A 23239-nucleotide genomic window follows, 5' to 3' on the forward strand; every position below is an offset into this window, starting at 1 on the left:
ATGTGTCAGTCTCGCATGTGCAGTTCGCCGGGTCGTTTTGATCCTGCCCGCCGGTCAGTTCTGCGCCAGCAGATCGCCGACGTAGCGTGCCACGGCGCGAACCGTGGCGATGGTGCCGGGGTAGTCCATCCGGGTGGGCCCCAGCACGCCGAGGCCACCGACCATAACGGTGCCCGGACCGTAACCGGTGCTGACCACGGATGCGGCCCGCAGGTTGTCAACCTCGTTCTCGTCGCCGATGCGGACCCGCAGGGTGCTCGGCTCCACCTCGCCGATCAGCTTGAGCAGGACGACCTCCTCCTCCAGTGCCTCCAGTATCGGACGCAGGGAGCCCTGGAAGTCGAGTAGTCCCCCTCTGGCCAGGTTAGCGGTCCCGGCCAGGGCGAGGCGTTCCTCGTGCCGCTCGACCAGCGTCTCCAGCAGGACCGTCGAAAGCGTGGTCATCGCCGGTCGCAGGTCCGCTGGCACCTCGTCGACCAACGCCTGGACCAACGGCGGAGTGTCGGAGAGCCGACAGCCGTCGAGCTTCTCGTTGGCCAGCCGACGCAGGTCGGTCACGTCGTCGGCACTGATCGGGGCCGGCAGCTCCACCAGTCGCTGCTCGACCCGGCCGGTGTCGACGATCAGGACCAGCATCAGCCGAGTGGTCGAGATCGGCACCAGCTCCAGGTGCCGGACCGACGACCGGGACAGGCTCGGGTACTGCACCACCGCGACCTGGCGGGTGAGCTGGGCGAGCAGCCGGACGGTGCGGTGCACGACGTCGTCGAGGTCGACGGCGCCGACGAGGAAGCGTTCGATCGCCCTGCGCTCGGCCGGGCTGAGCGGTTTCACCCGGGACAGCCGGTCGACGAACAACCGGTAGCCACGGTCGGTCGGGACCCGCCCGGCGCTGGTGTGCGGCTGCCGAATGTAGCCCTCCTCCTCCAGCACCGCCATGTCGTTGCGGACGGTCGCCGGTGACACTCCAAGCTGGTGCCGCTCGACCAGCGCCTTGCTGCCGACCGGCTCCTGGGTGGCGACGTAGTCCTCGACGATCGCCCGGAGCACGTCGAGTTTGCGGTCGTCGAGACCCATCTGCACCTCCTTCGCCGGCACCGGTCGGACCGGTCACCGGTCGGACCGGTCCGAGGCTACGGTCCCGGCCGTCGCGGCGGCCGGTGGGTGGCCGGACCAACGACGCCCCTGCTGGCACTCGCCGGCTGTGAGTGCCAGCATACGTCGATCGGGCCGGGCCGGCGATGATCAGTTCGCCGGGCGGGGGCGTACCGGGCGATATGTCACCAAGCGCACTCACCCGGGTCGGATCGGTCGGCCGGCGGGGCTCCGCAAGCCGGCCGGCGGGCCAGAGAAGCCGGCCGGCGGGCCCCACACAAGCCGACCGACCAGCGGAGACGGCCTGCCCGGACGGGAAAATCGTCGGCGGGGCTAACTGGCGCGGCTTGATCCCTCCCCCTACCGTGTCGGGCATGACTGAACCACCTCGCCCACCAGGGGAGAACGGTCCCGGCGGCATGCCGCAGGACCCCAACTCCCCGCCGCCACCTCCAGCGTCCTACTCGATGCCGGGCGAGGCCTCCTCTCCCGGATACCCCCCGCAGCCCGGCGGCGCGAGCCCGCCCCCCGGCGGATACCCCCCGCCCGGCGGTTTTCCGCCTGGCGGTCCGGCGTACGGAGGTCAACCCCCGTCCGGTTACGCCACCAACGACGACAAGACCTGGGCGCTGATCGCCCACTTCGGTGGCGCCCTGGGCGCGTTCATCAGCTTCGGGCCGCTCGGCTTCGTCGGCCCGCTGATCGCCTACCTGGTCAAGGGTCAGCAGTCACCGGCCGTACGGGCGCACGCGCTGGCCGCGCTCAACTTCCAGATCCTCTGGTCGGCGATCGCCTTCGTGCTGCTCTTCATCAGCTGGTGCCTGCTGTTCATCCCCAGCCTGGTGGTGTTCGCGATCCAGATCATCTTCGGGATCATCGCGGGCGTGAAGGCCAACGAGGGGACGCTGTACAAGTACCCGATGTCCGCCAATTTCATCAAGTGACGCCGCTCGCCCCCGGATCCGTAACCGGCTCCGGGGGCGTCACGGTGGTGACAACGGGCCATCCCACGGAGAGTCGCCCAGCAGCGGTTTCACGGCAGCAGGTCCCGCACGACCGCGTCGGCCAGCAGCCGACCGCGCAGGGTCAGCACCGCCTGCCCGGCGGCGAGTGCGCCGGGGTCGAGCAACCCGTCGTCGCCGGCCCGGCGGGCCGCGACCCGGCCGGCCGGGGCCAGTCGCGTCAGCGGCAGCCCACTGGCCAGACGCAACCCCAGCATCACCTCTTCGACCTGCTGCTCGGTGCCGGTGAGCAGTTCCCGGCCGTGGCCGGGCGACCGGCCGGCGGCCAGCCGCTCGGCGTACGACCGGGGATGCCGCACGTTCCACCAGCGGACCCCGCCGACGTGGCTGTGCGCCCCCGGCCCGAGCCCCCACCAGTCGCCGCCGGTCCAGTACAACAGGTTGTGCCGGCACCGGCCGGCGGCCGAGCGGGCCCAGTTCGACACCTCGTACCAGTCGAATCCGGCGCCGGACAGGGCCGATTCGGCGGCGAGGTAGCGGTCGGCGGCGACGTCGTCGTCGGGATACGGCAGTTCGCCGCGCCGCATCCGGGCCGCCAACCGGGTGCCGTCCTCGACGATCAGCGCGTACGCGCTGACGTGGTCCACCCCGGCCGCCACCGCCGCCGCCAGCGACTCGTCGAAGTCCGCCGCGCTCTCCCCCGGCGTACCGTAAATCAGGTCGAGATTGACATGCTCGAATCCGGCGTCCCGGGCCTCCCGGGCGGCGGTGACCGCGCGCCCGGGCGCGTGCCGGCGGTCCAGCACGGCGAGCACCGCCGCCGCGGTCGACTGCATGCCGAGCGACACCCTGGTGTAGCCGGCGGCCCGCAGCGCCCGCAGCGACGCCGGGGTCACCGACTCCGGGTTGGCCTCGGTGGTGACCTCCGCGTCGGCGGCCAGCCCCCAGGTGGCGTCGATCGCGTCGAGCAGCCGGGCCAGCGCGTCGGCCGGCAGCAGGCTCGGCGTGCCGCCGCCGACGAAGACCGTGTCCACCTGCTGTGGCGGGCGGGCGGCCAGGACCTTCGCGGCCAGTTCCAGCTCGGCCAGCACGGCGTCCAGGTACTCGCCGATCGGCGCGCTGCCGCCGAGTTCGGCGGGCGTGTACGTGTTGAAGTCGCAGTAGCCGCAGCGGGTGGCGCAGAACGGCACGTGCAGATAGACCCCGAAGCCGCGCCGGCCGCTGCGGGCGAGCGCGGACGGCGGCAGCGCCCCGTCGGCGGGCACCGGCGTACCGGCGGGTGGTGCTTTCGGCATGGGACTAGTGTGCCGGCATGGATGAGCCCCGACCCACCAGGTCCGCGCAGCCACTGATCCGTACGGCCACCGCCGCCGGGATCGCCACCCTGACCCTGGACAGCCCGGGCAACCGCAACGCGCTGTCCACCCCGTTGATGACCGAACTACTCGCCGGCCTGGCCGAGGCGGTCGCCGACCCGCAGGTCCGGGTGGTGGTGCTGAGCCACACCGGTCCGGTCTTCTGCTCCGGCGCCGATCTGAAGGAGACCGCCGAGGCGTACGCGACCCGGCGGGTACCGGTCGGGATGCTCGGCGACGTACTGGCGGCGCTCTGGGAGTGCCCCAAGCCGGTGGTGGCCCGGGTCGGCGGCCCGGCGCGGGCCGGCGGGCTGGGGCTGATCGCCGCGGCCGACATCGCGATCTGCGACGCGGCGGCCACCTTCGCCTTCACCGAGGTACGACTCGGAGTGGTCCCGGCTGTGATCTCCGCCACTGTGCTGCGCCGGCTGCAGCCGCGGGCAGCGGCGCAGCTGTACCTCACCGGTGAGCTGTTCGACGGTGCCCGGGCGGCGCAGATCGGTCTGGTCAGCGCCGCCGTACCGGCCGGGGAGTTGGACCCCGCGGTGACGGCGAGCTGCGCTGCACTGGTCCGGGGCGCCCCGGACGCCCTGGCCGGCACCAAGCAGCTGCTCCGCCGCACCCCGGCGGCGGAAATCCGGGCCGATACGGCCGAACTGCGTGAGCTTTCCACCGGATACTTCCTCTCCGAAGAGGGCCGCGAGGGCGTACGGGCGTTCCGCGACAAACGCGACCCGAGCTGGCTGCCGGGGCGGTGACCATGGATAGTCGCCCCGAAACGGGGTATCTCCGGCGTAAGGGGTCGAGGCGTACGGCGTAAGGGCCGGCGTACGACAAGTGCGGGACCCGCTCCCGCTGGACGACACAACCGTCCCTGGTGTACCAAAGGTCCCAGCAACACGCGTGGGGGTGACGGTGCGGGCTCGGACGGTGCTGGTGCTGGTCGCCGTGCTGGCGGCAATCGCCCTGTTGGGCGGGGTCGGCCTGGGCCGGTGGATCGGCGATTTCGCGTTGCCCGGTGGCTGGCGGGGCTGCACGGTCAAGCTGCCCGACTCCATGCCCGGGGCTGGCGACAGCCAACTGCGTCGGGTGTCGCTCGATCCGGAGCAGATGGCGAATGCCGCGACGATCGCGGCGATCGGGGTGCAGCGGGGGCTGCCGCCCCGTGCCGTGGTGGTGGCGCTAGCGACCGGGTTCCAGGAGTCCAAGCTGCGCAACCTGACCGGCGGCGACCGGGATTCGGTCGGGTTGTTCCAGCAGCGGCCCAGCCAGGGGTGGGGCACGGTCGAGCAGATCCGCGACACCAGGTTCGCGACGAACGCGTTCTACGCCGGCCTGGAACGGGTCCGGGGTTGGCAGGACATGCGGGTCACCGACGCCGCGCAGGCCGTCCAGCGGTCGGCCTTCCCCGAGGCGTACGAGAAGTGGACTGACGAGTCGCAGGTGCTCACCGTGGCGCTGCTCGGCGAGGCCACCGGCGCGGTTGCCTGCACGGTGACCCGGGATCCGGTGATGCGGGGCGCCGAGGCGACGGCGGCGCTCACCGACGGACTGCGGCTGGACTGGGGCGGCCTGGAGTCACTGCTACCGGCGTCCAACACGCCATCGCTGAGCGTCCCGGTGGAGAACACGCAGGTCGGGTGGCGATATGCACACTGGCTCGTATCCCATGCCACTGATCATGGCGTCAAAAGGGTCACGTTCGGCGATCAGGAATGGACTGCGATAGGCGGCAGTTGGTCGTCGATTTCCGGCGGGGACATCGAGACCGGGCGGGTGATGGTGGAGGTCTTCGCCTGACGTCGACAACCGGTCCCCTGGTTGCATATCTTGACCGACTGCTAGCGCAATATACGGCAAATTGTGCAATCCGGACATTTTGCGCGGTGAACCTGTACCGAAAGTGCATGTCCCGACACCTCACGTGCAGTCGGCTGTGGCCGACCACGCGGTCCGCGAATTGCTGACAATCGGTCCGGGCGGGCCGGCCGAGAGGCGGGCTAGGATCGGCATCCGCCAGGCCCGAAAAAGGGCGCACCACCGACAGGACGGGAAAGCTGTGTTCGATTACGGCGGGCGGACCGGTTACGAAGCGATCAGCGACATCGACCTCAAGGAGTTCCACGAGCAGGGCTTCCTCCTGCTGCGCAACGTGCTGACCGAGGACCACCGGGCGGCACTCGAGGCCACGGTCGACCGGGTGTACGCCGAGGAAAAGGCCGCCGGCAGGACCACCGCCGACGGCACCCTGCACCTGCTGGGCTTCCTGGACCGCGACGAACTCTTCGGCGACCTGCTCACCCATCCGATCGCGTTCCCCTACATGTGGGGGCTGGCCGGCTGGAACATCTACACCCACCACAACCACCTCGACGTCACCCCACCGGCGCTGGAGCCGGAGAAGCCGTACTGGGGGTGGCACCAGGACGGCTACCGGCAGAACTCCGACCCGGAGACGATGGACCCGAACCTGCCCCGGCCGATGTTCTCGCTGAAGGTGGCCTACGTCCTGTCCGACCTGTCGGAGACCGGCCGCGGCGCCACCAAGGTGATCCCCGGCAGCCACCTGCGCAACTCGCTGCCCCGCCCGACGGACCTCACCGTGCACAACCCGGATCCCGAAGGCACGGTCGAGATCACCGCGAACCCGGGCGACGCGTTCATCTTCGACCGCCGGCAGTGGCACTCCCGGTCGACCAACCTGTCCACGATCACCCGCAAGATGCTGTTCATCGGGTACACGTACCGCTGGATCCGCCCGCTGGACGAGTTGCATGTCGACAAGGACGGCCAGTGGTGGGCGAACCGGACGCCGGTGCAGCGACAACTGCTCGGCGAAGGCACCCACACCGCCAACTACTGGGGCATCAACTGGGACGGCTACATCGACGACGAGATCCCGCTCCGTAAGGAACTCAAGGAGCGTGGGCTGCTCGACCGCAGCATCCCCTGGCTGCGCTGATCTGCGGCAAACCGGGTCCGTCGTCGGCGCCCATCCCCGCACAGGCGGGGCGGGCGCCGACGACGGACCCGGTGCCGTCAGCTGTCGATCGCGCGGCCAGTCCGTCGGCCCGACCGCTCGGCCAGTCGACCCGGCCAGTCAGTACCGGCTCATGCTGCGCCGGCCACCGACCCCGACGACCAGCGCCACACCGACCGCAGCCAGAATCACCTGCACGAAGAACTCCCGCCAGTCGAAGCCGGCGGTGCTGGCGAAGCCGCCGGCACGGGCGATGACGGTGCCCAGCAGGGCGGCGCCGACGCCGATCAGCATGGTCAGCCAGATCGGGATGTTCTGCTTGCCCGGCACGACCAGGCGGCCGAGCGCACCGATGATGAGGCCGACGATGAGAGCGGTGATGATGCCCATTACGGTCATTTTTTATCCTCCTTGTCGGAGATGTCGTGTTGTCCTTGGTGACCGCTAAGTTCCCGGCCATCGCGACAACCAAACCGATTCACCTCCGCCGACGATCAACCGCGTCAACGTCTGAAGGATGCCGCCACGTCCCGTACCGCCGCGTCCATGGTCGCGAAGGCCAACGGCGGCGGCTCGGCGAGGGCGAACCAACCGCACTCGGTGGCCTCGGCCGAGTCGAGTCGGACCCGGTCGCCGGCAAGGGTGGCCAGGAAGAAGCACTCCAGCACGCTCAACGTCTCGTCCTGGAACTCGTACTCACCCAGGTAGAGACCGACCAGCGCACCGAGCTCGACCTCGACGCCCAACTCCTCCCGGCACTCGCGCAGCGCTGCCGACCGGGGGTGTTCCGCCCCGTCGCAGAACCCGCCAGGAGTTTCCCACTGACCGGCCCGGGGCGGCTTGGCCCGCCGGATGGCCAGGAACCGGGTCCGGGCCGGGTTGGTCACCACCACGTTCACGGTCGGCCGGGAATTCTGGAACAGCTGGTAGCGGCAGCCACCGCAGCGCACCGGCGGCGGACCGGGAAGCCCGGCCCCGCACCGTGGGCAGTACGCCGCGCTCGGTCCGTACCCACGGGGGATCACCGCTTGCCACCGGACTTCCCGTCCGAGCCACCGCCGTCCGAGGTGGACAAGGCCGCGATGAACGCTTCCTGCGGCACCTCCACCCGGCCGACCATCTTCATCCGCTTCTTGCCCTCTTTCTGCTTCTCCAGCAGCTTGCGCTTGCGGCTGATATCGCCGCCATAGCACTTGGCCAGCACGTCCTTGCGGATCGCCCGGATCGTCTCCCGGGCGATCACCCGACTGCCGATCGCCGCCTGGATCGGCACCTCGAACTGCTGGCGCGGGATGAGGTTGCGCAGCTTGGCGGCGATCGTCGTGCCGTAGCTGTACGCCTTGTCCTTGTGCACGATCGCGCTGAACGCGTCCACCGGCTCACCGTGCAGCAGGATATCCACCTTGACCAGGTCCGACGGCTGCTCGCCGGAGGGCTCGTAATCGAGCGAGGCGTAGCCCTTGGTGCGGCTCTTCAACTGGTCGAAGAAGTCGAAGATGATCTCGGCGAGCGGCAGCGTGTAGCGCAGCTCGACCCGGTCGGCGGAGAGGTAGTCCATGCCCTGCAACGAGCCGCGCCGCCCCTGACACAGCTCCATCACCGCGCCGACGTAGTCGTTCGGGGTCAGTACGGTGGCCCGGACCACCGGCTCGTGCACCTCGGCGATCTTGCCGGTCGGGTATTCGCTCGGGTTGGTGACGGTGGCCGTCTCGCCGTCCTCCATCACCACCCGGTAGACCACGTTCGGGGCGGTCGAGATCAGGTCGAGGTTGAACTCCCGCTCCAGCCGCTCCCGGATGATCTCCAGGTGCAGCAGTCCGAGGAAGCCGCAGCGGAACCCGAAGCCGAGCGCGCCGGACGTTTCCGGCTCGTAGGTCAACGCCGCGTCGTTGAGCTTCAGTTTGTCCAGCGCCTCGCGCAGCGCCGGGTAGTCGGAACCGTCGATCGGATACAGCCCGGAGTACACCATCGGCCGGGGATCCTTGTAGCCGCCGAGCGGCTCGGCCGCCGGCCGGCCGTTGATGGTGACGGTGTCCCCCACCCGGGACTGCCGGACGTCCTTCACCCCGGTGATCAGGTAACCGACCTCGCCGACACCGAGCCCGGTCGCCTTGATCATCTCGGGTGAGATCACCCCGATCTCCAGCAGCTCGTGGGTCGCGCCGGTGGACATCATTTTGATCCGGTCGCGGGCCTCGATCCGCCCGTCAATCACCCGGACGTAGGTCACCACCCCCCGGTAGACGTCGTACACCGAGTCGAAGATCATGGCCCGCGCCGGTGCCGCCGCGTCACCGACCGGCGGGGTGAACTGGCGGACGATCTCATCGAGCAGGTACGAAACACCTTCGCCGGTCTTGCCGGAGACCCGGATGCAGTCGGCCGGATCGCCGCCGATCAGATGCGCCAGCTCCTCGGCGTACTTCTCTGGCTGCGCCGCCGGCAGGTCGATCTTGTTGAGCACCGGGATGATGTGCAGGTCGTTCTCCAGCGCCAGGTAGAGATTGGCCAGCGTCTGGGCTTCGATCCCCTGCGCCGCGTCGACCAGCAGCACCGCGCCCTCGCACGCGGCGAGTGAGCGGGACACCTCGTAGGTGAAGTCGACGTGCCCCGGGGTATCGATCATGTTGAGCACGGCCGACTCGCCCTGGCGTTCACCGGCTCGGATCGTCCAGGGCATCCGTACCGCCTGGCTCTTGATCGTGATGCCGCGTTCCCGTTCGATGTCCATCCGGTCCAGGTACTGGGCCCGCATCTGGCGCGGGTCGACCACCTCGGTGAGCTGGAGCATCCGGTCGGCGAGGGTCGACTTGCCGTGGTCGATGTGCGCGATGATGCAGAAGTTCCGGATGCTGCCGGGTTCGGTGGCACCGGGGGCGTTCACGCCGGAATCGGGCGTCGGAGGCACGGTGGTCCGTTCTGCTGGGCTGGAGTCCGTCGTCTCAGCCGGCGTCGCCGGCCGCAACCTATGTTCCCACGCCCCGATCGTCGGGGTGCCCATGCCCACCACTGGGCCACCACCTAGCGCGGCTGCCAACGCCGGATGCCGGCCGGGTGCCGCTGCCGGGGTTCGTGGCGGCGACGCGGCAGGATGGAGGGGTGGCTACAGTGCGGTTGCCCGCTATCCGGTATGACGCGACATCGGTTCGACCCGCCTGGGCGGACCTTCCACCCGATCTGCGCGCGGCGATCTGCGGTCGGCTCGGCAGCCCGGTGACCTGGGCGACCAGCGCCGGCGGCGGCTTCACCCGGGGCTTCGCCGCGACCCTGACCACCTCCGCCGGCGAGCGGGTGTTCGTCAAGGCCGCGTCGTTGGTTGAGCAGCGACACCTCAGCGACTGGTACGCCCGCGAGGCGGCGCTGACGGGGGAACTGCCGGCCCAGGTAGCGGCGGCCAGGCCGCGGTGGACACTCACCACCGCCGGCTACTTCGTACTCTGTCTCGACTCGGTCGACGGCCGGATGCCGGCGCTTCCCTGGGCTCCGACCGAGCTCGACGCGGCCCTGACCAGTTGGGCTGGCGCGGCCCACGCCCTGCGCCGGCCGCCGGCCGGACTGGTCAATATCGGTCTGCCCCGGCTGGCCGACCTGGCCAGCGCCGACCTGGCCTGGTGGCAGGAGATAGCCGCCGGCCGGGAAGCCATGCCGGTGTTCGACACCGACACCGACACCGATGGGCTGCTCCGGCGGCACCTGCCAGAGCTGGCGTCGCTGGAGGCGGACCTTCCCCGCCTGGTGTCCGACGACGCGGTCATCCACGGCGACCTGCGCCTCGACAACCTGCTGATCGACCGGACCGGGATGGCGTGGATCTGCGACTGGACCTGGGTGTGTCACGGTCCCGCCTGGTTCGACACGACGAGCCTGCTGGTCACCGCATTCGCCAGTGGTCTCGACGCGGACACGCTGTTCGCCCGGCACCCGACTGCGGTCGACGCGCCGCCCGGCGGGCTGGACGCGGCGCTGGCGGCGCTCTCCGGCTACTGGCTGACCCAGGCGTCCGCCGGGCCCACCGGCGCCTCCCCGCACGTCCGCGCCCACCAGCGGTTCAGCGGGGAGACGGCGCTGGCCTGGCTGGCCGCCCGGCGCGGTTGGCCCGGCCCGTTTTGGCCGGCGCACCGGTGAGCTGGTAGCCTTGCCCTTCGCGCGTGGCGACACGCGCCGCCAGCATGCATCCCGGTTGTCGGGCCCGGCTATCCGCCGGACTCCCGATATCTGTCCGGACCGGCCACTGCGCCGGACCCGGTCACCGGGATGACTCGGGCGGCCGCGTACGCCACAGGCGGATTGTCATTTTGGTCGTTTCGATTTCGGATGAGCAGGGCGAGGCTGTCGCGTGGCGAACATCAAGTCCCAAATCAAGCGCAACCGGCAGAACGAGAAGCGTCGGCTGCGGAACAAGTCGGTCAAGTCGGCGCTGAAGACCGCCGTCCGCAAGTTCAACGAGGCCAACGCGAACGGCGACACCGAGCAGGCTGCCGCGCTGATGCGGGAGGCCAGCCGCAAGCTCGACAAGGCCGTCAGCAAAGGCGTGATTCACAAGAACCAGGCGGCGAACCGCAAGTCCGCGATCGCCAAGCGCCTGCAGTCGATCGGCTCCTGACGATCCCGTTCCCACCGACCAGCCGACCTCGCGGATCAGCCGACCCGCGAGGTCGGCTGGTCCGTTTCGGGAGACCGATGCCACCAGCTGGCTCCGACCCATCCGACCCAGCGGAGCTGCGCCAGTCCCGACCCAACTGGTTTACGTCACTCGGGTACCGGTGGTTGGTGCTCGCTGAGCTGACCGGTGTGGACCACGTCCAGCAGCACTGTCGGCGCGGCAAGCGCAGCAGCGGTCGCGGCCGTAGGGCTGGGCGGGACGGTCTGCAGGAGTACCGTCGGCGCCGCGAGGGCCGCACAGGTCGCCGCTGACGCGGTAGCCGTCGCTGCGGTCGCCTCGACGTGGGCACCGCCGATCCGCCTGATCCGGATACCGGGACCAATCTGGACACCGGAGCCGGTCTGGATGCCGGGGACGGCGCTGCCGGCCGGAAACGCCGGGCCGGTCCGGATCCCGGTAAACGACCGTACGGGCTGCCCGACCGCCGGGACCACCTCGCGGCGGAACATCTCCCGTTCCCGCTCGGGGACCAGCTCCGCCGACCGCTCGACCGCACCGGCGACCAGATCGTTGATTTTCACCATGACGGCCACCGCGACCGGCAGGACCAGCATGCCCCACCAGGGGATCAGTTCCGCCAGGGCGAGCAGCCCGCCCAGTACGAAGCTGCCCTCAAAGAAGGCCAGACAGGTCAACCCGCTGGGCTGCACGTACCGGAGCCGCAGCGCCCGGGCGTAGAGCGGCGGCAACTCGTCCTCGACGGCATCCTGCTCGTCGGCCGGGTTCTGATGGTCACGCGGCTCCCGATGGTCGCGACCGCTCACCGCTGATCACCACCGCTGCGACGGGCCTGCGCGACCGCGACAACGGCCCGCTCCAGCGCGTAGTCCCGGTCGTCCGACCCGCCCTTGACATCGGCATTGCACCGCGCCGCCGCGTGCATGGCATCGACCAGGCCTCCCGCACTCCAGCCCCGGCTCTGCCGTTGCGCACGCTCGATCTTCCACGCGGGCATGCCGAGACTGCTCGCCAGCTGGTACGGGCTCCCCCGACCGGCGGATGCGACCCGGGCCACGGTACGGATGCCGTCGGCGAGCGCGTCGGCGATCGGCACCGGATCTACTCCGACGTGCAGGGCCCACCGCAGTGCTTCCAGGGCTCCCGGCACGTCGCCGATGATCGCCGCGTCGGCCACGGTGAATCCGCTCACTTCGGCACGACCCCGGTAGTACCGGGCCACGGTCGCCGCGTCGACCCGGCCGCCCGTGTCGGCCAGCAGTTGGGTGCAGGCCGCAGACAGCTCCCGCAGGTCGTTGCCGACCGCGGCGAGTAACGCCTCGGCGGCGTCGTCGGTGCACCTGCCGCCGGCGCGCCGGAACTCGTCGCGGACGAAGGCGACCCGTTCCCGGTGCCCCTTGAGCTTGGCCGCCGGCACCACGGTCGCCCCGGCCGACCGCAGCCCGTCGGCGAAGGCCTTCCCCTTGGCACCGCCCGCGTGGGTGACCAGCAGCGTCACGTCCGGATCGGGTTGCCTCGCGTATCCGAGCAACGCGGCGGTCAGGTCCTTTCGGGCATCCTGGCCGCTGCGCAGGACGAGCAGTCGCCGACCGCCGAACAGGGACGGGCTGAGCATCTCGGCGACCTCGCCGGCGCTGACCGCGCCCGCCTCGTACTCCCGGACGTCGGCGTCGGGATCGGTGGACCGGGCAGCCTGGACGGCTTCCGTCACAGCCCGAGTGACCAGAAGTTCCTCGTCACCGAGCACGAGTACCACGGCGGGCGGGGCGGCAATTTTCACGCCCGCCATAGTCGCACGGGTCGTAGCACCGAGATCAACCCCCAATTTTTCGCTGAGTAGTCGTTCGATCACCCTCCGATAATAGGGACATTTGTCGGCGAGCTGTTACGAACGACACCGGAACATCCCAGTTGACTGTGGTGTTCCGTCCCACCCGGATCAGCCGCTACGGGCGTTGGCGTCAGCTCTCCGGTGGGAGACCGCGAGCCCGCCGTCACGCCATACCACCGCGAGATCACCGTCGACATCGGTCCGCAGCACCCGCGCTCCCCGCGCCGACAACCGGGCGAGCACTCCCGGATCCGGATGTCCGTACCGGTTGTCGGCACCGACCGGCACCACCGCAACCCTGGGTGCCACTGCGTCCAGGAAGCCGACATCCTGGAAGGCCGACCCGTGGTGGGCTACTTTGAGCACGTCCGCCCGCAGTCCGGCCGCCCCGAACCGGTCCAGTAGCGCTTCCTGCGATTCGTGCTCGGCGTCACCGGTCAACAGGATCCGTACACCATCCACGACGGCCAGCAGCATCAGGGAGTTGTTGTTCGGATCGGACCTGGTCCCGATGAACGGCTCGGTGGGGCCGAGCACCGTCAGCTCGACCGGGCCGCGACGGTAGCTCCAGCCAGGCGAAACCGGTCCGACCGCGACGCCTCGGGCCGCCGCCGCCAACTGCACCGCGTCCCGGCCGGCAGCCGGCTCCGGCCACCCGGTAGTCGCCACCGCCGAGACCAGACGGTGCCGCAGGACACCGTCGACGCCAGCTACATGGTCGGCGTGGAAATGACTGATCACCAACAGCGGCACTCGGCTGATGCCGAGACGACGCAGGCACCGGTCGGCCGCAGCCGGGTCCGGGCCGGCGTCGACGACCACAGCGGACCGGGAACCGGCGGGTAGCACCACCACGTCCCCCTGGCCCACCGCACAGACCGCGACCACCCAGCCATCCGGTGGCCAGCCCGACGCGGCGAGCCGCACCGGCAGCGCCCCGACCACGGCTCCGACCGCCACCACCGCCAGCACTCGACGGGCCATCCCGTGGCGGGCCAGGACCAGCACGACGACCGTCAACGCGGCGAGGGACAGCGCACCGAACGCCCCGTCCGGCCACGGCAGCGACCCCCCGGGAACCCGCGCCCCGTATCGGGCCACCGTCACCAGCCACCAGGCTGGCCAGTGACTGAGCCAGGCGAGCAGCTCGGCACCGCCCGGCCAGACCGGTGAGACGACGGCTGTCGCCACCCCGAGCACCGTCGCCGGGGCGATCGCTGGCACCACGAGCAGGTTGGCGGGGACCGCGACCAGGCTGATCAGCCCGGACAGGCCGGCGACGACCGGGGTGCAGGCCAGCTGCGCCGCCGCCGGGATCGCCAACGCGTCCGCCAGCGGAGCGGGAACGCCACGAACCACCATCGCGTCCCGCCAGCCGGGTGCGAACAGCAGCAGACCACCGGTCGCCAATACAGACAGGGCGAACCCCGCGTCCGAGGCCAGCTCCGGATCGACCACGACCAGGACGGCCACGGTCGCGCCGAGCGCGGGCAACGCCGCCCGCCGACGTCCGGTCGCCAGCGCGAGCAGCCCGACTGCACCCATCACCCCGGCCCGTACCACACTGGGCGAGGGACGGGCCAGGATCACGAAGCCGACCAGCGCCACGGCGCACGCGACCGCAGTCAGGCCGGGACCAGCCCGACACCAGCGCATCCCGAGCAGGACGAAACCGACGACGACCGCGACGTTGGAACCACTCACCGCGACGAGATGGGTCAGCCCGGTCGCCCGGAAGTCCTCCTCCACCGCAGGATCCAGCCGGCTGGTGTCGCCGACGACGAGACCGGGCAACAGGCCACCGGGCTGGTCTGGCAACGGCTCGCAGGCGCGCTGCAGGCCCGACCGCAAAACACCGGCCGCCCGCTGCGTCCAGATCGAGGACCCGACCGGCGTCGGATCCTCCCCGGTGGACAGCACGGCTGCAGTCAGATCACCACCGCGTGGTGGCGCCAACCGGCCGGCGACCCGCACCCGCTGCCCGGGCAGCAGCCCGTCCCAGGCATTGCTGGTGCCGAGGACGAGCAACCGCACCGGACCGACCAGCCGACCCGCGACGCCGTGGTCGGGCCGGACGGCCGGCGAGCCGGACAGGCCAGCCAGCCGGACCGGCACCAGCCACAGCGGCGGTCCCGCCACCGCTGACCTGACCCGTCGAGGATCATCGCGGATCACCAGCTCCGCAGTGACCGCCGCACGGTCGTCAACCAGTGCCGCGAGCGGCCCGGCGTCACGCGCCGCCACCCGTGCGCCGGCAGCGGCGGCACCACAGACGACCCCGAGCACCACCGCCATGGCCAGCCAGCCGTACGCGTGCATCCACCTGGTCAGCCGGGGCAGGTCGGAGTCGTTGCCGGGCCGCCGGGCCGCCCGGCTGCGGCCGGTGCCCGTACCCCTGGTCAGGTAGACGCCGAGCAGGCCGACCAGCGTCACGCCACCGATGACCAGTGCCACCGCCAGTACAGCCGTGCCGCACACCACAGCGAAGGCGGCCAGCCAGCAGGCCACCGCGAATCCGGCCAGCCGCAGATCCGGCGGCCCGACCCGGTTGTCGCCGGATGCCTTCACACCGTCACCAGGTCACGCAGTTGGTCGAATCGCGCGTCGCCGATACCGCTGACCTTGCGCAGGTCGTTGACGGACGCAAACCCGCCTACCCGCTCGCGATGATCGATGATTCGCTGGGCGAGCACCGGGCCAACCCCCGGCAGCGCCTCCAACTGCTGCTGGCTGGCGGCGTTCAGGTCGACCTTGCCGGTCCCGCCCGGCTGGCCGGCGGCAGGGGCAGGCCCGGTCACGGCTCCCGGCGGCGGGGTGACCCCGACCACGACGAGCTCGCCGTCCTGAACCGGGCGGGCCAGATTGAGCCAGGCGACGTCGGTGTCGGGCAGTGCACCACCGGCCGCTTCCAGGGCATCGGCCACCCGGGAACCTGCCGGCAGGGTCACCAGACCTGGCCGGTGGACCCGACCGGTCACCGCGACGATCAGCTGTGTCGGTCCACCGGTACCGGTCGTCCCGGGTCCAGCCGCAGCGGGACGGCCCTCAGGACTCGGCCCACCGGCCGCGGCCGGCACCGGGGCGGTCTGGGCCGGGACGCCGTCGGCGGACGGCACCGGCTCGACCCGGGGTCGAGCCCGCCAGGCGAGCAGCGCGGCGACGGCGACCACCACGACAGCCACGGCGGCGAGTGCCCGTACTCCCCGCCGGCCAGGGTCGAAGGCGGGCAGCCGGGCGGCCGCCCCGGAGAAGGCCGGGCCGTCGAGGTCGAGTGGGTCGCCCGATCCGACCGGATCTCCGCGGTCGCGGTCGGCCGGACCGCTGCGGCCGGTCGGCTCCCCGTGGTCGTGGCCGGTCGGCCGGTCGTGGTCTACCGGCGCCCGTAGGCCGCCACCGGCGTGGGTCAGCAGGGCCAGCCGCCGCTGGACGGTGTCGTCGTCGGTCACGTGCAGAAGCTATGCCGCCGGCCAGGACGGCGGACCGAGCTGCGGGCCGGTCTGTGGATGACCGGCGCGTTGTGGACAATGCCCCGTACCGGACCCGGATCTTGCTATGGGCCGGCGGTCAGAAGCCCGCCCGCCGGTGCACCACGACCGAGAGCAGACCGGGGCCGGCGTGTGCCGTCACCACCGCCCCGATCTGCGCCACGTGCACGTCCTGCAGCCGGTCACCCAGCCGGGAGGTCAGTTCCGCACACAGGGCGGCGGCCCGGTCTGGATCGTCGAGATGGTGTACGGCGACATCGACCCGCGACGCGTCGCCGGCCGCGAGACAGGCGAGGTCGACCAGCTTGGCCAGGGCACGGGCGGCGGTGCGTACCTTGTCGCGCAGCACGATGTGGCCGTCCTGCACCCGCAGGATCGGCTTGACCGCCAGCGCCGTACCGAGCAGCGCGGACGCTGCCGTGATCCGACCGCCGCGCCGCAGATGCTCCAACGTGTCGACGTAGAAGAAGGTTCGGGTGCGCGCCGCTGCGGCGGTCGCGGCGGCGCTGACCTCGGCCAGGTCACCCCCGGTGGCCGCCACCGTCGCCGCAGCGAGCGCCGGGAAGCCCAGCCCCATGCCGGTCGAGCCGCTGTCCACCACCGCGACCCGGTCCGGGCCGGTCTGCCGGGCGGCCAGTTCGGCGGCCGCGACCGTGCCAGACAGCCCGGCCGACAGGTGCACCGACACGACCCCGGAGCTACCGGCACCCAGCAGTCGCCGGTACGTCTCGGCGAACTGCTCGGGCGCGGGTCGCGAGGTGCTGACCGTCGACCGCCGCACGGTCAACGCGTGGGCCACCTCCGTCGGGGTCAGATCGAGGCCTTCCCGACGTTCGACGCCGTCGACCAGCACGGTCAGCGGCACCACCGTGAGGTGGTGCCGCTGCGCCAGATCGGCCGGCAGGTAGGCGGTGGAGTCGGTCACGACCGCGACGGACATGCCGGCACGCTAGCTGATCGTCGGTAATCGTGCCGGGTCAGGCCACCGGTGGGGTCGGACCGGCTGCCGGGTCAGACCGGGGCGGGGAGGTCCCGGGTGCTGCTCACCCCGACGTTGTGTGCCCGCAGTTGCCAGCCACGCGACTCGTCGTACCGCAGCTCGGTCCAGTGGCAGTTCTGCAGCGGCGCGACGGTACGCAGCACCGCGACCCCCCAGCCGAGCAGATGGCCACAGCCCTGCCGGGCCGCACCGCCGTGGGTGGCGACCACCACGGTCCCGCCCGGCGCCGCGTCAGCCGCGTCCTGCAACGCCTCCCCGACCCGTTTACCAAGGTCGTCGAGGCTCTCCACGGCACAGCCGGGCGACGGATCGCCGGCTCGCCAGCGGGCGTGCTCGGCGGGGAACCGTTCCGCGATGGTCGGCATGGTGAGCCCCTGCCAGAGCCCGTACTGCCGCTCCCGCAACCGGGGATCGGATCGGATCGGAAGGCCGGTGAGTGCCGCCAGGGCCGCTGCGGTGTCGGCGGCCCGCTGCAGGTCGCTGGCGACGATCGCGTTCGGTCGTAGCGCCGCGATCAGCGGCGCGGCGGCGGCGGCTTGGGTCCGGCCGAGGTCGTTGAGCGCGGTGTCGGTCTGGCCCTGCACCCGGTCGCCGGCGTTCCAGTCGGTGTTGCCGTGCCGCCAGACGATCAATCGGGTCACTCGGTGGCCCCGGCTTCGGCCTCGACCAGGTCGCGGTCGACGAACGGGATGACCGGACAGTCCTTCCAGAGCCGGTCGAGGGCGTAGAACTCGCGTTCCTCGGTGTGCTGGACGTGTACCACGATGTCGTTGAAGTCGAGCAGCACCCACCGGCCGGCACGGTCGCCTTCACGCCGGATCGGCTTGGCCTTGTCCGGCAGCCGGACCAGGCTCTCCTCGATGGCATCGACGACGGCCAGCACCTGGCGCTCGTTGGGCGCCGAGGCGAGCACGAAGGCGTCGGTGATCGCCATCCGGTCGGCCACGTCGATGACGACGATGTCCTGCGCCTTCTTGTCGGCGGCGGCCTGGGCGGCCGTCAGGGCCAGCTCCCGCGCGCGCTCTGAGGCGCTCATCGGATCACCTCGACAACACTCCTTCAGCTAGACAGCTTCGCTGCTCTAGCCTCTCACACTCGACCAGCCAGGAAATGCGGATATAACACCCAAATTATGACACCGAGGAGTCATCCCCCCGAAGATTCCGTCTCATACAGCCGACGTTTGGCGATGTACTGCACCACCCCGTCCGGCACGAGGTACCACAGCGGTTTGCCGGCAGCCACCCGCGCCCGGCACTCGGTCGACGAGATCGCCATCGCCGGCACCTCGACCAGGGACACCGTGTCGGCCGGCAGGTGTTCGGCGGACAACTCGAACCCAGGCCGGGTCACCCCGATGAAGTGGGCCAGCTCGAACATCGTATCTGTGTCCTTCCAGGACAGGATCTTCTCCAGGGCGTCCGCGCCGGTGATGAAGAACAGCTGCGCCTTCGGCCCGTACACCGAGTGCAGGTCGCGCAACGTGTCGACGGTGTACGTCGGGCCGGGCCGGTCGATGTCCGCCCGGCTCACCTGGAACGTCGGGTTCGACGCGGTCGCGATCACGGTCATCAGATACCGGTCCTCGGCCGGAGTGACGGTCAGCCCGGCCTTCTCCCACGGATCCCCGGTCGGCACGAATACCACCTCGTCGAGCGCGAAACGCTCGGCCACCTCGCTCGCCGCGACCAGGTGACCCTGGTGGATCGGATCGAAGGTGCCGCCCATGATGCCGACCCGACGGATGCCATCGTCCATCGACGAATCGTATGCCGATGATCCACCCACCCGGGCTGTCGCGTGGCGTAGGCAACACTTTCGGGGGGCTGCTCCCGCTTTGCGCCTACGGCGATCCCCGCCTACGCGGGTCCTGCACCGGCACCGGCTGCGTACCGACGTCGGGCGGCCAACGCCCGGTCCAGTTCGTCGGTGGCGTCGGTTACCACCCGGCGCAGCCCGGCGGTGAGATCGTCGCGGGCCAGCATCGCGGTCGCCGCCGCCCGGGTCCGCTCGCTCACCGCGAACTGTGGAAAGGCCGATTCCGCCACCCGGTCGGCGAGCCACGCCGTACGGCGCCGGGTCGCCGCCGGCAGATCGGCGAAGTACCGGTCGACGTACGGCGCCGTCAGCTCGGTCTGTTCCGGCTGCCAGAACCCTTCCGCGTACGCCTCGACGAGACGGTTGGACAGCCTGGTATCGGTCACGATCGTCTGCCAGGCACGCTCCTTGGCGGCCGGGTCCGGCACCGCCGCACGGCACTTCGCGGCCCACTGCTCACCGGCCGCGCTGCGGTCCCGGCCGGCCTCGTCGTCGATCTCGGTCACGCCGACACCGCCGCACGCTGCCAGCCGGTAGAGCAGCAGCCAGCGCAGGTCGGCGTCGACCGCCAACCCGGCCGGCACCACCCGCCCCGTCAACCACCCGCGCAACCAGTCCACGTCCCCGCTGGCGGTGATCGCCCCCCGGGCAGCGGCCAACTGGACCGACGTTCCGGGCCCGGCCACGGCCAGCAGCCGGGCGCAGGCGGCACCGAGCCGGGATCGCAGCACCGGACGGTCCACCGGATGCGCGTACCGGTCGATCACCGACCGGCTCAGCCGCAGCACGTCCCCGATGACCACCACCACGGTCTCGGTCGGCAGGGCCAGCTCGATCAGCGCCGCCAGGTCGGCGACCGGCTGCTGCGCGTCACGTACCGCGTCCAGGGTCGCGGTCCACGACACCGCCCGGGCCAGCGGTTCGGTCATTCCGGGCAGCATCGCCGGCAGCGCGGCCGCCGACGCCGGGTCGAACCGTGCCTTGGCGTACGTAAGGTCACCGTCGTTGACCAGCAGCAGGTCGGCCGCCGGCTCACCGACCAGCGCCGGCACCAGGGTCCGCCCGCCGTCGACGTCCGGGGCCAGGTCCACCGCCAGCCAGCGCCGCCGCACCGACACTCGCCGGTCCCCGGTCGCCTCGGCGTCGAACAACCCCAGCCCGATCCGGTGCGGACGCAGCACCGGATGGCGCTGCGGTGCGGTCTGGATCAGGGCGACCTCCCGGTATCGACCGGCCTCGTCGACGACCGTCTCGGCCCGGATCGTGTTCACCTGCGCCTGCCGCAGCCACCGTTCCGCCCAGCCGGACAGGTCCCGGCCGCTCGCCGCAGTCAACGCGTCGAGCAGGTCGGCCAGCGTGGCGTTGCCGAACCGGTGGGCGGCGAAATGCGCCCGCAGCCCGGCCAGCAACGGCTCGTCGCCCAGCCAGGCCACCAACTGGCGCAGCACCGACGCGCCCTTGGCGTACGAGATGCCGTCGAAGTTGAGCAACGCCCGCTCGGCGTCGGCGACCTCCTCCGGCGCCACCGGATGGGTCGACGGGCGCTGGTCCGCGGCGTACCCCCAGGATTTGTAGAGGATGCCGAAAGTCGTCCAGGCGTCGGTGAACCGGGTCGCCTCGGCGGTCACCCGCACCCCGAGGTACTCGGCGAACGACTCGTTCAGCCACAGGTCGTCCCACCACCGCATGGTGACCAGGTCGCCGAACCACATGTGGGCCATCTCGTGAGCGATGGTGGTGGCCCGCCGCTCGCGTTCGCTGTCGGTGACCGCCGATCGGAAGATGTGGTCGTCGCGGAAGGTCACCAGGCCCGGGTTCTCCATCGCGCCGGCGTTGAACTCGGGCACGAACGCCTGACCGTAGCCGCCGAACGGATACCGCACGTCGAACAGCTCGTGGAACCGGTCCAGGCACTGCCGGGTGATCGTGAAGATCTCCTCGGCATCGACGTCCAGGTGCGGGCCGAGCGAACGCCGGCAGTACAGCGCCAGCGGGACGCCGTCGTGCTCGGCGTGGCGGGCGTGGTACGGCCCGGCGATCAGGGTCACGAGGTACGTCGCCAGCGGCACCGTTGGCGCGAACTCCCAGCGCCCGTCCACCGGCGCGCCGACCGGCTGGCCGTTGCCGGCCACCGTCCACTGCGGCGGCGCGGTGACCCGTAGCCGTACGGGTGCCTTCAGGTCTGGCTGGTCGAAGCAGGCGAAGATGCGCGGCGCGTCGTCCAGGAACGACATGGCATACAGGTACGTCTCACCGTCGGCCGGGTCGACGAAGCGGTGCAGCCCCTGCCCAGAGTTGGAGTACGCCATCCGCGCCTCGACGGTCAGCGTGTTACGCCCGGCGAGCCCGGTCAGCGGCACCCGGTTGTCGTCGAGGCCCGCCGGATCCAGGTCGACGTCGTTGAGCCGTACCCGGGTCAGTTTCGCCGGGGCGACCTCGACGAACGTCGCGGCTCCCGGCGCGGCCCGGAACTCGATCACGCTGGTCGAACCGAACTCGGTGTCACCGATGGTCAGGTCGAGGTCGATCGTGTACGACTCGACGGTGATCGCCTCGGCGCGCTCGGCCGCCTCGACGCGGGTCAGGCTCGGCATCAGACCATCCTGCCGCACCCGCCCGGGGCGGCGGGCGTTAACCTGTGCCGGTAACCGGGCGTGTACCGCCCGACAGGTCCCGCGTGTGTTCCCCAGTATGTGTTTCCAGTATCGAAGGAGTCGACGATGGCGCAGCACCCCAAGGGCGATTTCGACCTGTCGCGGGCGGTGTGGCAGCGGGCCGAGGGCGACGCGTCCGAGGGCGCAGTCGAGATCGCGTTCGTCGACGACCTGATCGGGATGCGCAACTCGGCCGAGCCGGACGGTCCGATCCTGGTCTTCACCCAGGCCGAGTGGGACGCGTTCGTCGCCGGCGCCCAGGACGGCGAGTTCGACCTGGATTGACTCGACGGTTGCGACGGCCCGGGGCAGGAGCGCGGTCAGCCGCCACTGTGCGGCCGCTTTGTCGCCAGCCGAGTCAGCCGACCTGATCGCACAGGTGGCCAAGAGCATCGGCTAACCGGGAGTGCGTGACAGTGGACCACATTGAGTTGGTCAGGGCCCACGGGTAGTCAGCTTCGCTGAGTCGTTCCGCTGGATGGTCGCCGAGTATCTGGGACCGGTCCGCCGGGCCGGGCAGGGCCTGCGGCGCTCAGATCGTAACGACGGCGAGTGCTTCCCCTGCTCGATGGCGATGACGGTCTGTCGGGGCACGCCGAGCCGTTTGGCCAGCTCGGCCTGGGTCATCTCACCGTTGGCGAACCGTAGGGCGGCCCGGATCGAATTGGTCACCCTGGTCGGTCTGCCCACCTGTCACCACCCCCGGCGATACGCGACGATCTTGACGATCGCGCCGACCGACATCGACACCATGAACACCGCGTAGATGGCGTTGGCGATCCAGAAGAGGTCGAGCTCGGCCAGGGTCAGCCCGAGCGGCAGTACCATCCCGGTCGAGAGGATCAGCCCGGCGACGTAGTCGCCCCGGCGGTTGATGTCCTTGTCGCGGACGTCGATCTGGTACGTCTCGCTGGGTGCCGCCATCTCCACCACGATCCGTACCACCATCGCCGCGACGATGGCGACAATCTTTGACACTCCTGGACTGAGAGACACCGGCTGCAGCAGGCGGGTCGGGCCAGGACTACAGCGCGTCGTCGAGCAGGATGCGCCGCTGGTCGGTCGGCGTCACCAGGTGTACGCCGAGCAGCCGCACGCCGGCCTGCCCGCACACGTGGTACGCGGTGTGGAACCAGAGCCGGTCCGGGTCGCCGACCGCGCTCGAACCGGACCGGGTGAGCACCACCAGCATCGAGCCGTCACCCGCCCGCTCCGCGAGCGCGTTGGCGAAGATCCCGACCGCCTGGGCGCAGTCGTCCGGGTCGAGCCGCGCCGGCAGGTCGTCGACCGGACAGTGGACCTGAACGCGGTCCTCCTCGTCACAGAGAACGAACCGCACCCCGCGCCGACCCCGCTCCCACCGCTCAATCGCCGCAGCGAGATGAGCATCGATAGCCTCGGGGCTGTCCAGAACCGGCGAATCGCTCATGACCCGACA

The 23239-nt window shown here is 70.9% G+C and carries 24 protein-coding genes; 7 read left to right on the forward strand and 17 right to left on the reverse strand.

The features are described 5' to 3' along the window. Positions 1-54 precede the first annotated feature (54 nt). On the reverse strand, positions 55-1077 hold the full coding sequence (gene hrcA / locus ACFHWS_RS10980; protein WP_416554376.1) for a heat-inducible transcriptional repressor HrcA: 1023 nt from the start codon (positions 1075-1077) through the stop codon (positions 55-57). A gap of 392 nt (positions 1078-1469) precedes the next feature. Between hrcA and ACFHWS_RS10985 the strand changes: the two genes are divergently transcribed. Then, positions 1470-2039: a DUF4870 domain-containing protein gene (locus ACFHWS_RS10985; RefSeq protein WP_416568119.1), complete on the forward strand. Its 570-nt coding sequence runs from the start codon at positions 1470-1472 to the stop codon at positions 2037-2039. An 89-nt stretch (positions 2040-2128) separates the two neighbouring features. On the opposite strand, the gene hemW is transcribed toward ACFHWS_RS10985, so the two are convergent. After that, a complete protein-coding gene (hemW, locus tag ACFHWS_RS10990) occupies positions 2129-3352 on the reverse strand; it encodes a radical SAM family heme chaperone HemW (RefSeq protein ID WP_416568120.1) in 1224 nt (407 codons plus the stop codon). A 17-nt stretch (positions 3353-3369) separates the two neighbouring features. Here hemW and ACFHWS_RS10995 point away from each other — a divergent pair, with 17 nt between their 5' ends. The 3 genes from ACFHWS_RS10995 to ACFHWS_RS11005 all read left to right on the forward strand — a co-directional run bounded on the left by ACFHWS_RS10995 (position 3370) and on the right by ACFHWS_RS11005 (position 6374). Further along, a complete protein-coding gene (locus tag ACFHWS_RS10995) occupies positions 3370-4170 on the forward strand; it encodes an enoyl-CoA hydratase-related protein (RefSeq protein WP_416554370.1) in 801 nt (266 codons plus the stop codon). A gap of 151 nt (positions 4171-4321) precedes the next feature. Beyond that, positions 4322-5212, forward strand: coding sequence for a hypothetical protein (locus ACFHWS_RS11000; protein ID WP_416554565.1), 891 nt, complete (start codon positions 4322-4324; stop codon positions 5210-5212). 259 nt (positions 5213-5471) lie between these two features. Then, positions 5472-6374, forward strand: a complete 903-nt coding sequence (locus tag ACFHWS_RS11005) for a phytanoyl-CoA dioxygenase family protein (RefSeq protein WP_416554368.1) — start codon at positions 5472-5474, stop codon at positions 6372-6374. Between the two features lie 138 nt (positions 6375-6512). Here ACFHWS_RS11005 and ACFHWS_RS11010 read toward each other — a convergent pair whose 3' ends face one another. The 3 genes from ACFHWS_RS11010 to lepA form a co-directional block, all read right to left on the reverse strand. Continuing rightward, on the reverse strand, positions 6513-6791 hold the full coding sequence (locus ACFHWS_RS11010; protein ID WP_278170675.1) for a GlsB/YeaQ/YmgE family stress response membrane protein: 279 nt from the start codon (positions 6789-6791) through the stop codon (positions 6513-6515). 104 nt (positions 6792-6895) lie between these two features. Then, entirely contained in the window at positions 6896-7417 is a 522-nt protein-coding gene (locus tag ACFHWS_RS11015) for an NUDIX hydrolase (protein WP_416568121.1), read from the reverse strand. Further along, positions 7414-9300 (reverse strand): translation elongation factor 4, encoded by a 1887-nt coding sequence (lepA, locus tag ACFHWS_RS11020; RefSeq protein ID WP_416554364.1) that lies wholly within the window; start codon positions 9298-9300, stop codon positions 7414-7416. Before lepA ends, ACFHWS_RS11015 begins: the two co-directional genes overlap by 4 nt. 200 nt (positions 9301-9500) lie before the next feature. On the opposite strand from lepA, the gene ACFHWS_RS11025 reads away from it, so the two are divergent. Both ACFHWS_RS11025 and rpsT read left to right on the forward strand, forming a co-directional pair. Next, positions 9501-10517, forward strand: coding sequence for a phosphotransferase (locus ACFHWS_RS11025; protein WP_416568122.1), 1017 nt, complete (start codon positions 9501-9503; stop codon positions 10515-10517). 211 nt (positions 10518-10728) lie between these two features. Beyond that, a complete protein-coding gene (rpsT, locus tag ACFHWS_RS11030) occupies positions 10729-10995 on the forward strand; it encodes a 30S ribosomal protein S20 (RefSeq protein WP_278170679.1) in 267 nt (88 codons plus the stop codon). A 146-nt stretch (positions 10996-11141) separates the two neighbouring features. On the opposite strand, the gene ACFHWS_RS11035 is transcribed toward rpsT, so the two are convergent. The 9 genes from ACFHWS_RS11035 to pepN all read right to left on the reverse strand — a co-directional run bounded on the left by ACFHWS_RS11035 (position 11142) and on the right by pepN (position 21741). Next, on the reverse strand, positions 11142-11819 hold the full coding sequence (locus ACFHWS_RS11035) for a hypothetical protein (protein ID WP_416554360.1): 678 nt from the start codon (positions 11817-11819) through the stop codon (positions 11142-11144). Continuing rightward, positions 11816-12802: a DNA polymerase III subunit delta gene (gene holA, locus ACFHWS_RS11040; RefSeq protein ID WP_416554359.1), complete on the reverse strand. Its 987-nt coding sequence runs from the start codon at positions 12800-12802 to the stop codon at positions 11816-11818. Before holA ends, ACFHWS_RS11035 begins: the two co-directional genes overlap by 4 nt. A 150-nt stretch (positions 12803-12952) precedes the next feature. Next, a complete protein-coding gene (locus tag ACFHWS_RS11045) occupies positions 12953-15412 on the reverse strand; it encodes a ComEC/Rec2 family competence protein (protein ID WP_416568123.1) in 2460 nt (819 codons plus the stop codon). Further along, complete coding sequence (locus tag ACFHWS_RS11050) at positions 15409-16074, reverse strand: helix-hairpin-helix domain-containing protein (RefSeq protein ID WP_416568129.1); 666 nt, start codon at positions 16072-16074, stop codon at positions 15409-15411. The genes ACFHWS_RS11045 and ACFHWS_RS11050 overlap by 4 nt, the downstream gene beginning before the upstream one ends. A gap of 334 nt (positions 16075-16408) precedes the next feature. Further along, on the reverse strand, positions 16409-17269 hold the full coding sequence (locus ACFHWS_RS11055; protein WP_416554355.1) for a DegV family protein: 861 nt from the start codon (positions 17267-17269) through the stop codon (positions 16409-16411). A 71-nt stretch (positions 17270-17340) separates the two neighbouring features. Beyond that, positions 17341-17970, reverse strand: coding sequence for a histidine phosphatase family protein (locus ACFHWS_RS11060; protein ID WP_416554353.1), 630 nt, complete (start codon positions 17968-17970; stop codon positions 17341-17343). Next, a complete protein-coding gene (gene rsfS / locus ACFHWS_RS11065; protein ID WP_123602988.1) occupies positions 17967-18365 on the reverse strand; it encodes a ribosome silencing factor in 399 nt (132 codons plus the stop codon). Before rsfS ends, ACFHWS_RS11060 begins: the two co-directional genes overlap by 4 nt. Before the next feature lie 110 nt (positions 18366-18475). Further along, positions 18476-19087, reverse strand: a complete 612-nt coding sequence (nadD, locus tag ACFHWS_RS11070) for a nicotinate-nucleotide adenylyltransferase (RefSeq protein ID WP_416554351.1) — start codon at positions 19085-19087, stop codon at positions 18476-18478. A 101-nt stretch (positions 19088-19188) separates the two neighbouring features. Next, the gene (pepN, locus tag ACFHWS_RS11075) at positions 19189-21741 is read right to left on the reverse strand and encodes an aminopeptidase N (protein ID WP_416568124.1); all 2553 of its coding nucleotides are present in this window, start codon (positions 21739-21741) and stop codon (positions 19189-19191) included. Between the two features lie 126 nt (positions 21742-21867). Here pepN and ACFHWS_RS11080 point away from each other — a divergent pair, with 126 nt between their 5' ends. Further along, a complete protein-coding gene (locus ACFHWS_RS11080) occupies positions 21868-22086 on the forward strand; it encodes a DUF397 domain-containing protein (RefSeq protein WP_278170686.1) in 219 nt (72 codons plus the stop codon). Positions 22087-22236: 150 nt separating this feature from the next. Here the strand turns inward: ACFHWS_RS11080 and ACFHWS_RS11085 are convergent, their stop codons facing one another. The 3 genes from ACFHWS_RS11085 to ACFHWS_RS11095 form a co-directional block, all read right to left on the reverse strand. Next, positions 22237-22428, reverse strand: a complete 192-nt coding sequence (locus ACFHWS_RS11085; protein ID WP_416554561.1) for a helix-turn-helix transcriptional regulator — start codon at positions 22426-22428, stop codon at positions 22237-22239. A 66-nt stretch (positions 22429-22494) separates the two neighbouring features. Beyond that, positions 22495-22797 carry a hypothetical protein gene (locus tag ACFHWS_RS11090; protein ID WP_416568125.1) on the reverse strand — a complete coding sequence of 101 codons (303 nt, stop codon included), beginning with the start codon at positions 22795-22797 and terminating at the stop codon, positions 22495-22497. A 28-nt stretch (positions 22798-22825) separates the two neighbouring features. Beyond that, positions 22826-23230, reverse strand: coding sequence for a hypothetical protein (locus ACFHWS_RS11095; RefSeq protein WP_416554345.1), 405 nt, complete (start codon positions 23228-23230; stop codon positions 22826-22828). Between the last annotated feature and the right edge of the window lie 9 nt (positions 23231-23239).

It is taken from the genome of Micromonospora sp. LOL_013, from assembly GCF_048060315.1.
In the GTDB taxonomy this organism is placed as follows: domain Bacteria; phylum Actinomycetota; class Actinomycetes; order Mycobacteriales; family Micromonosporaceae; genus Micromonospora_E.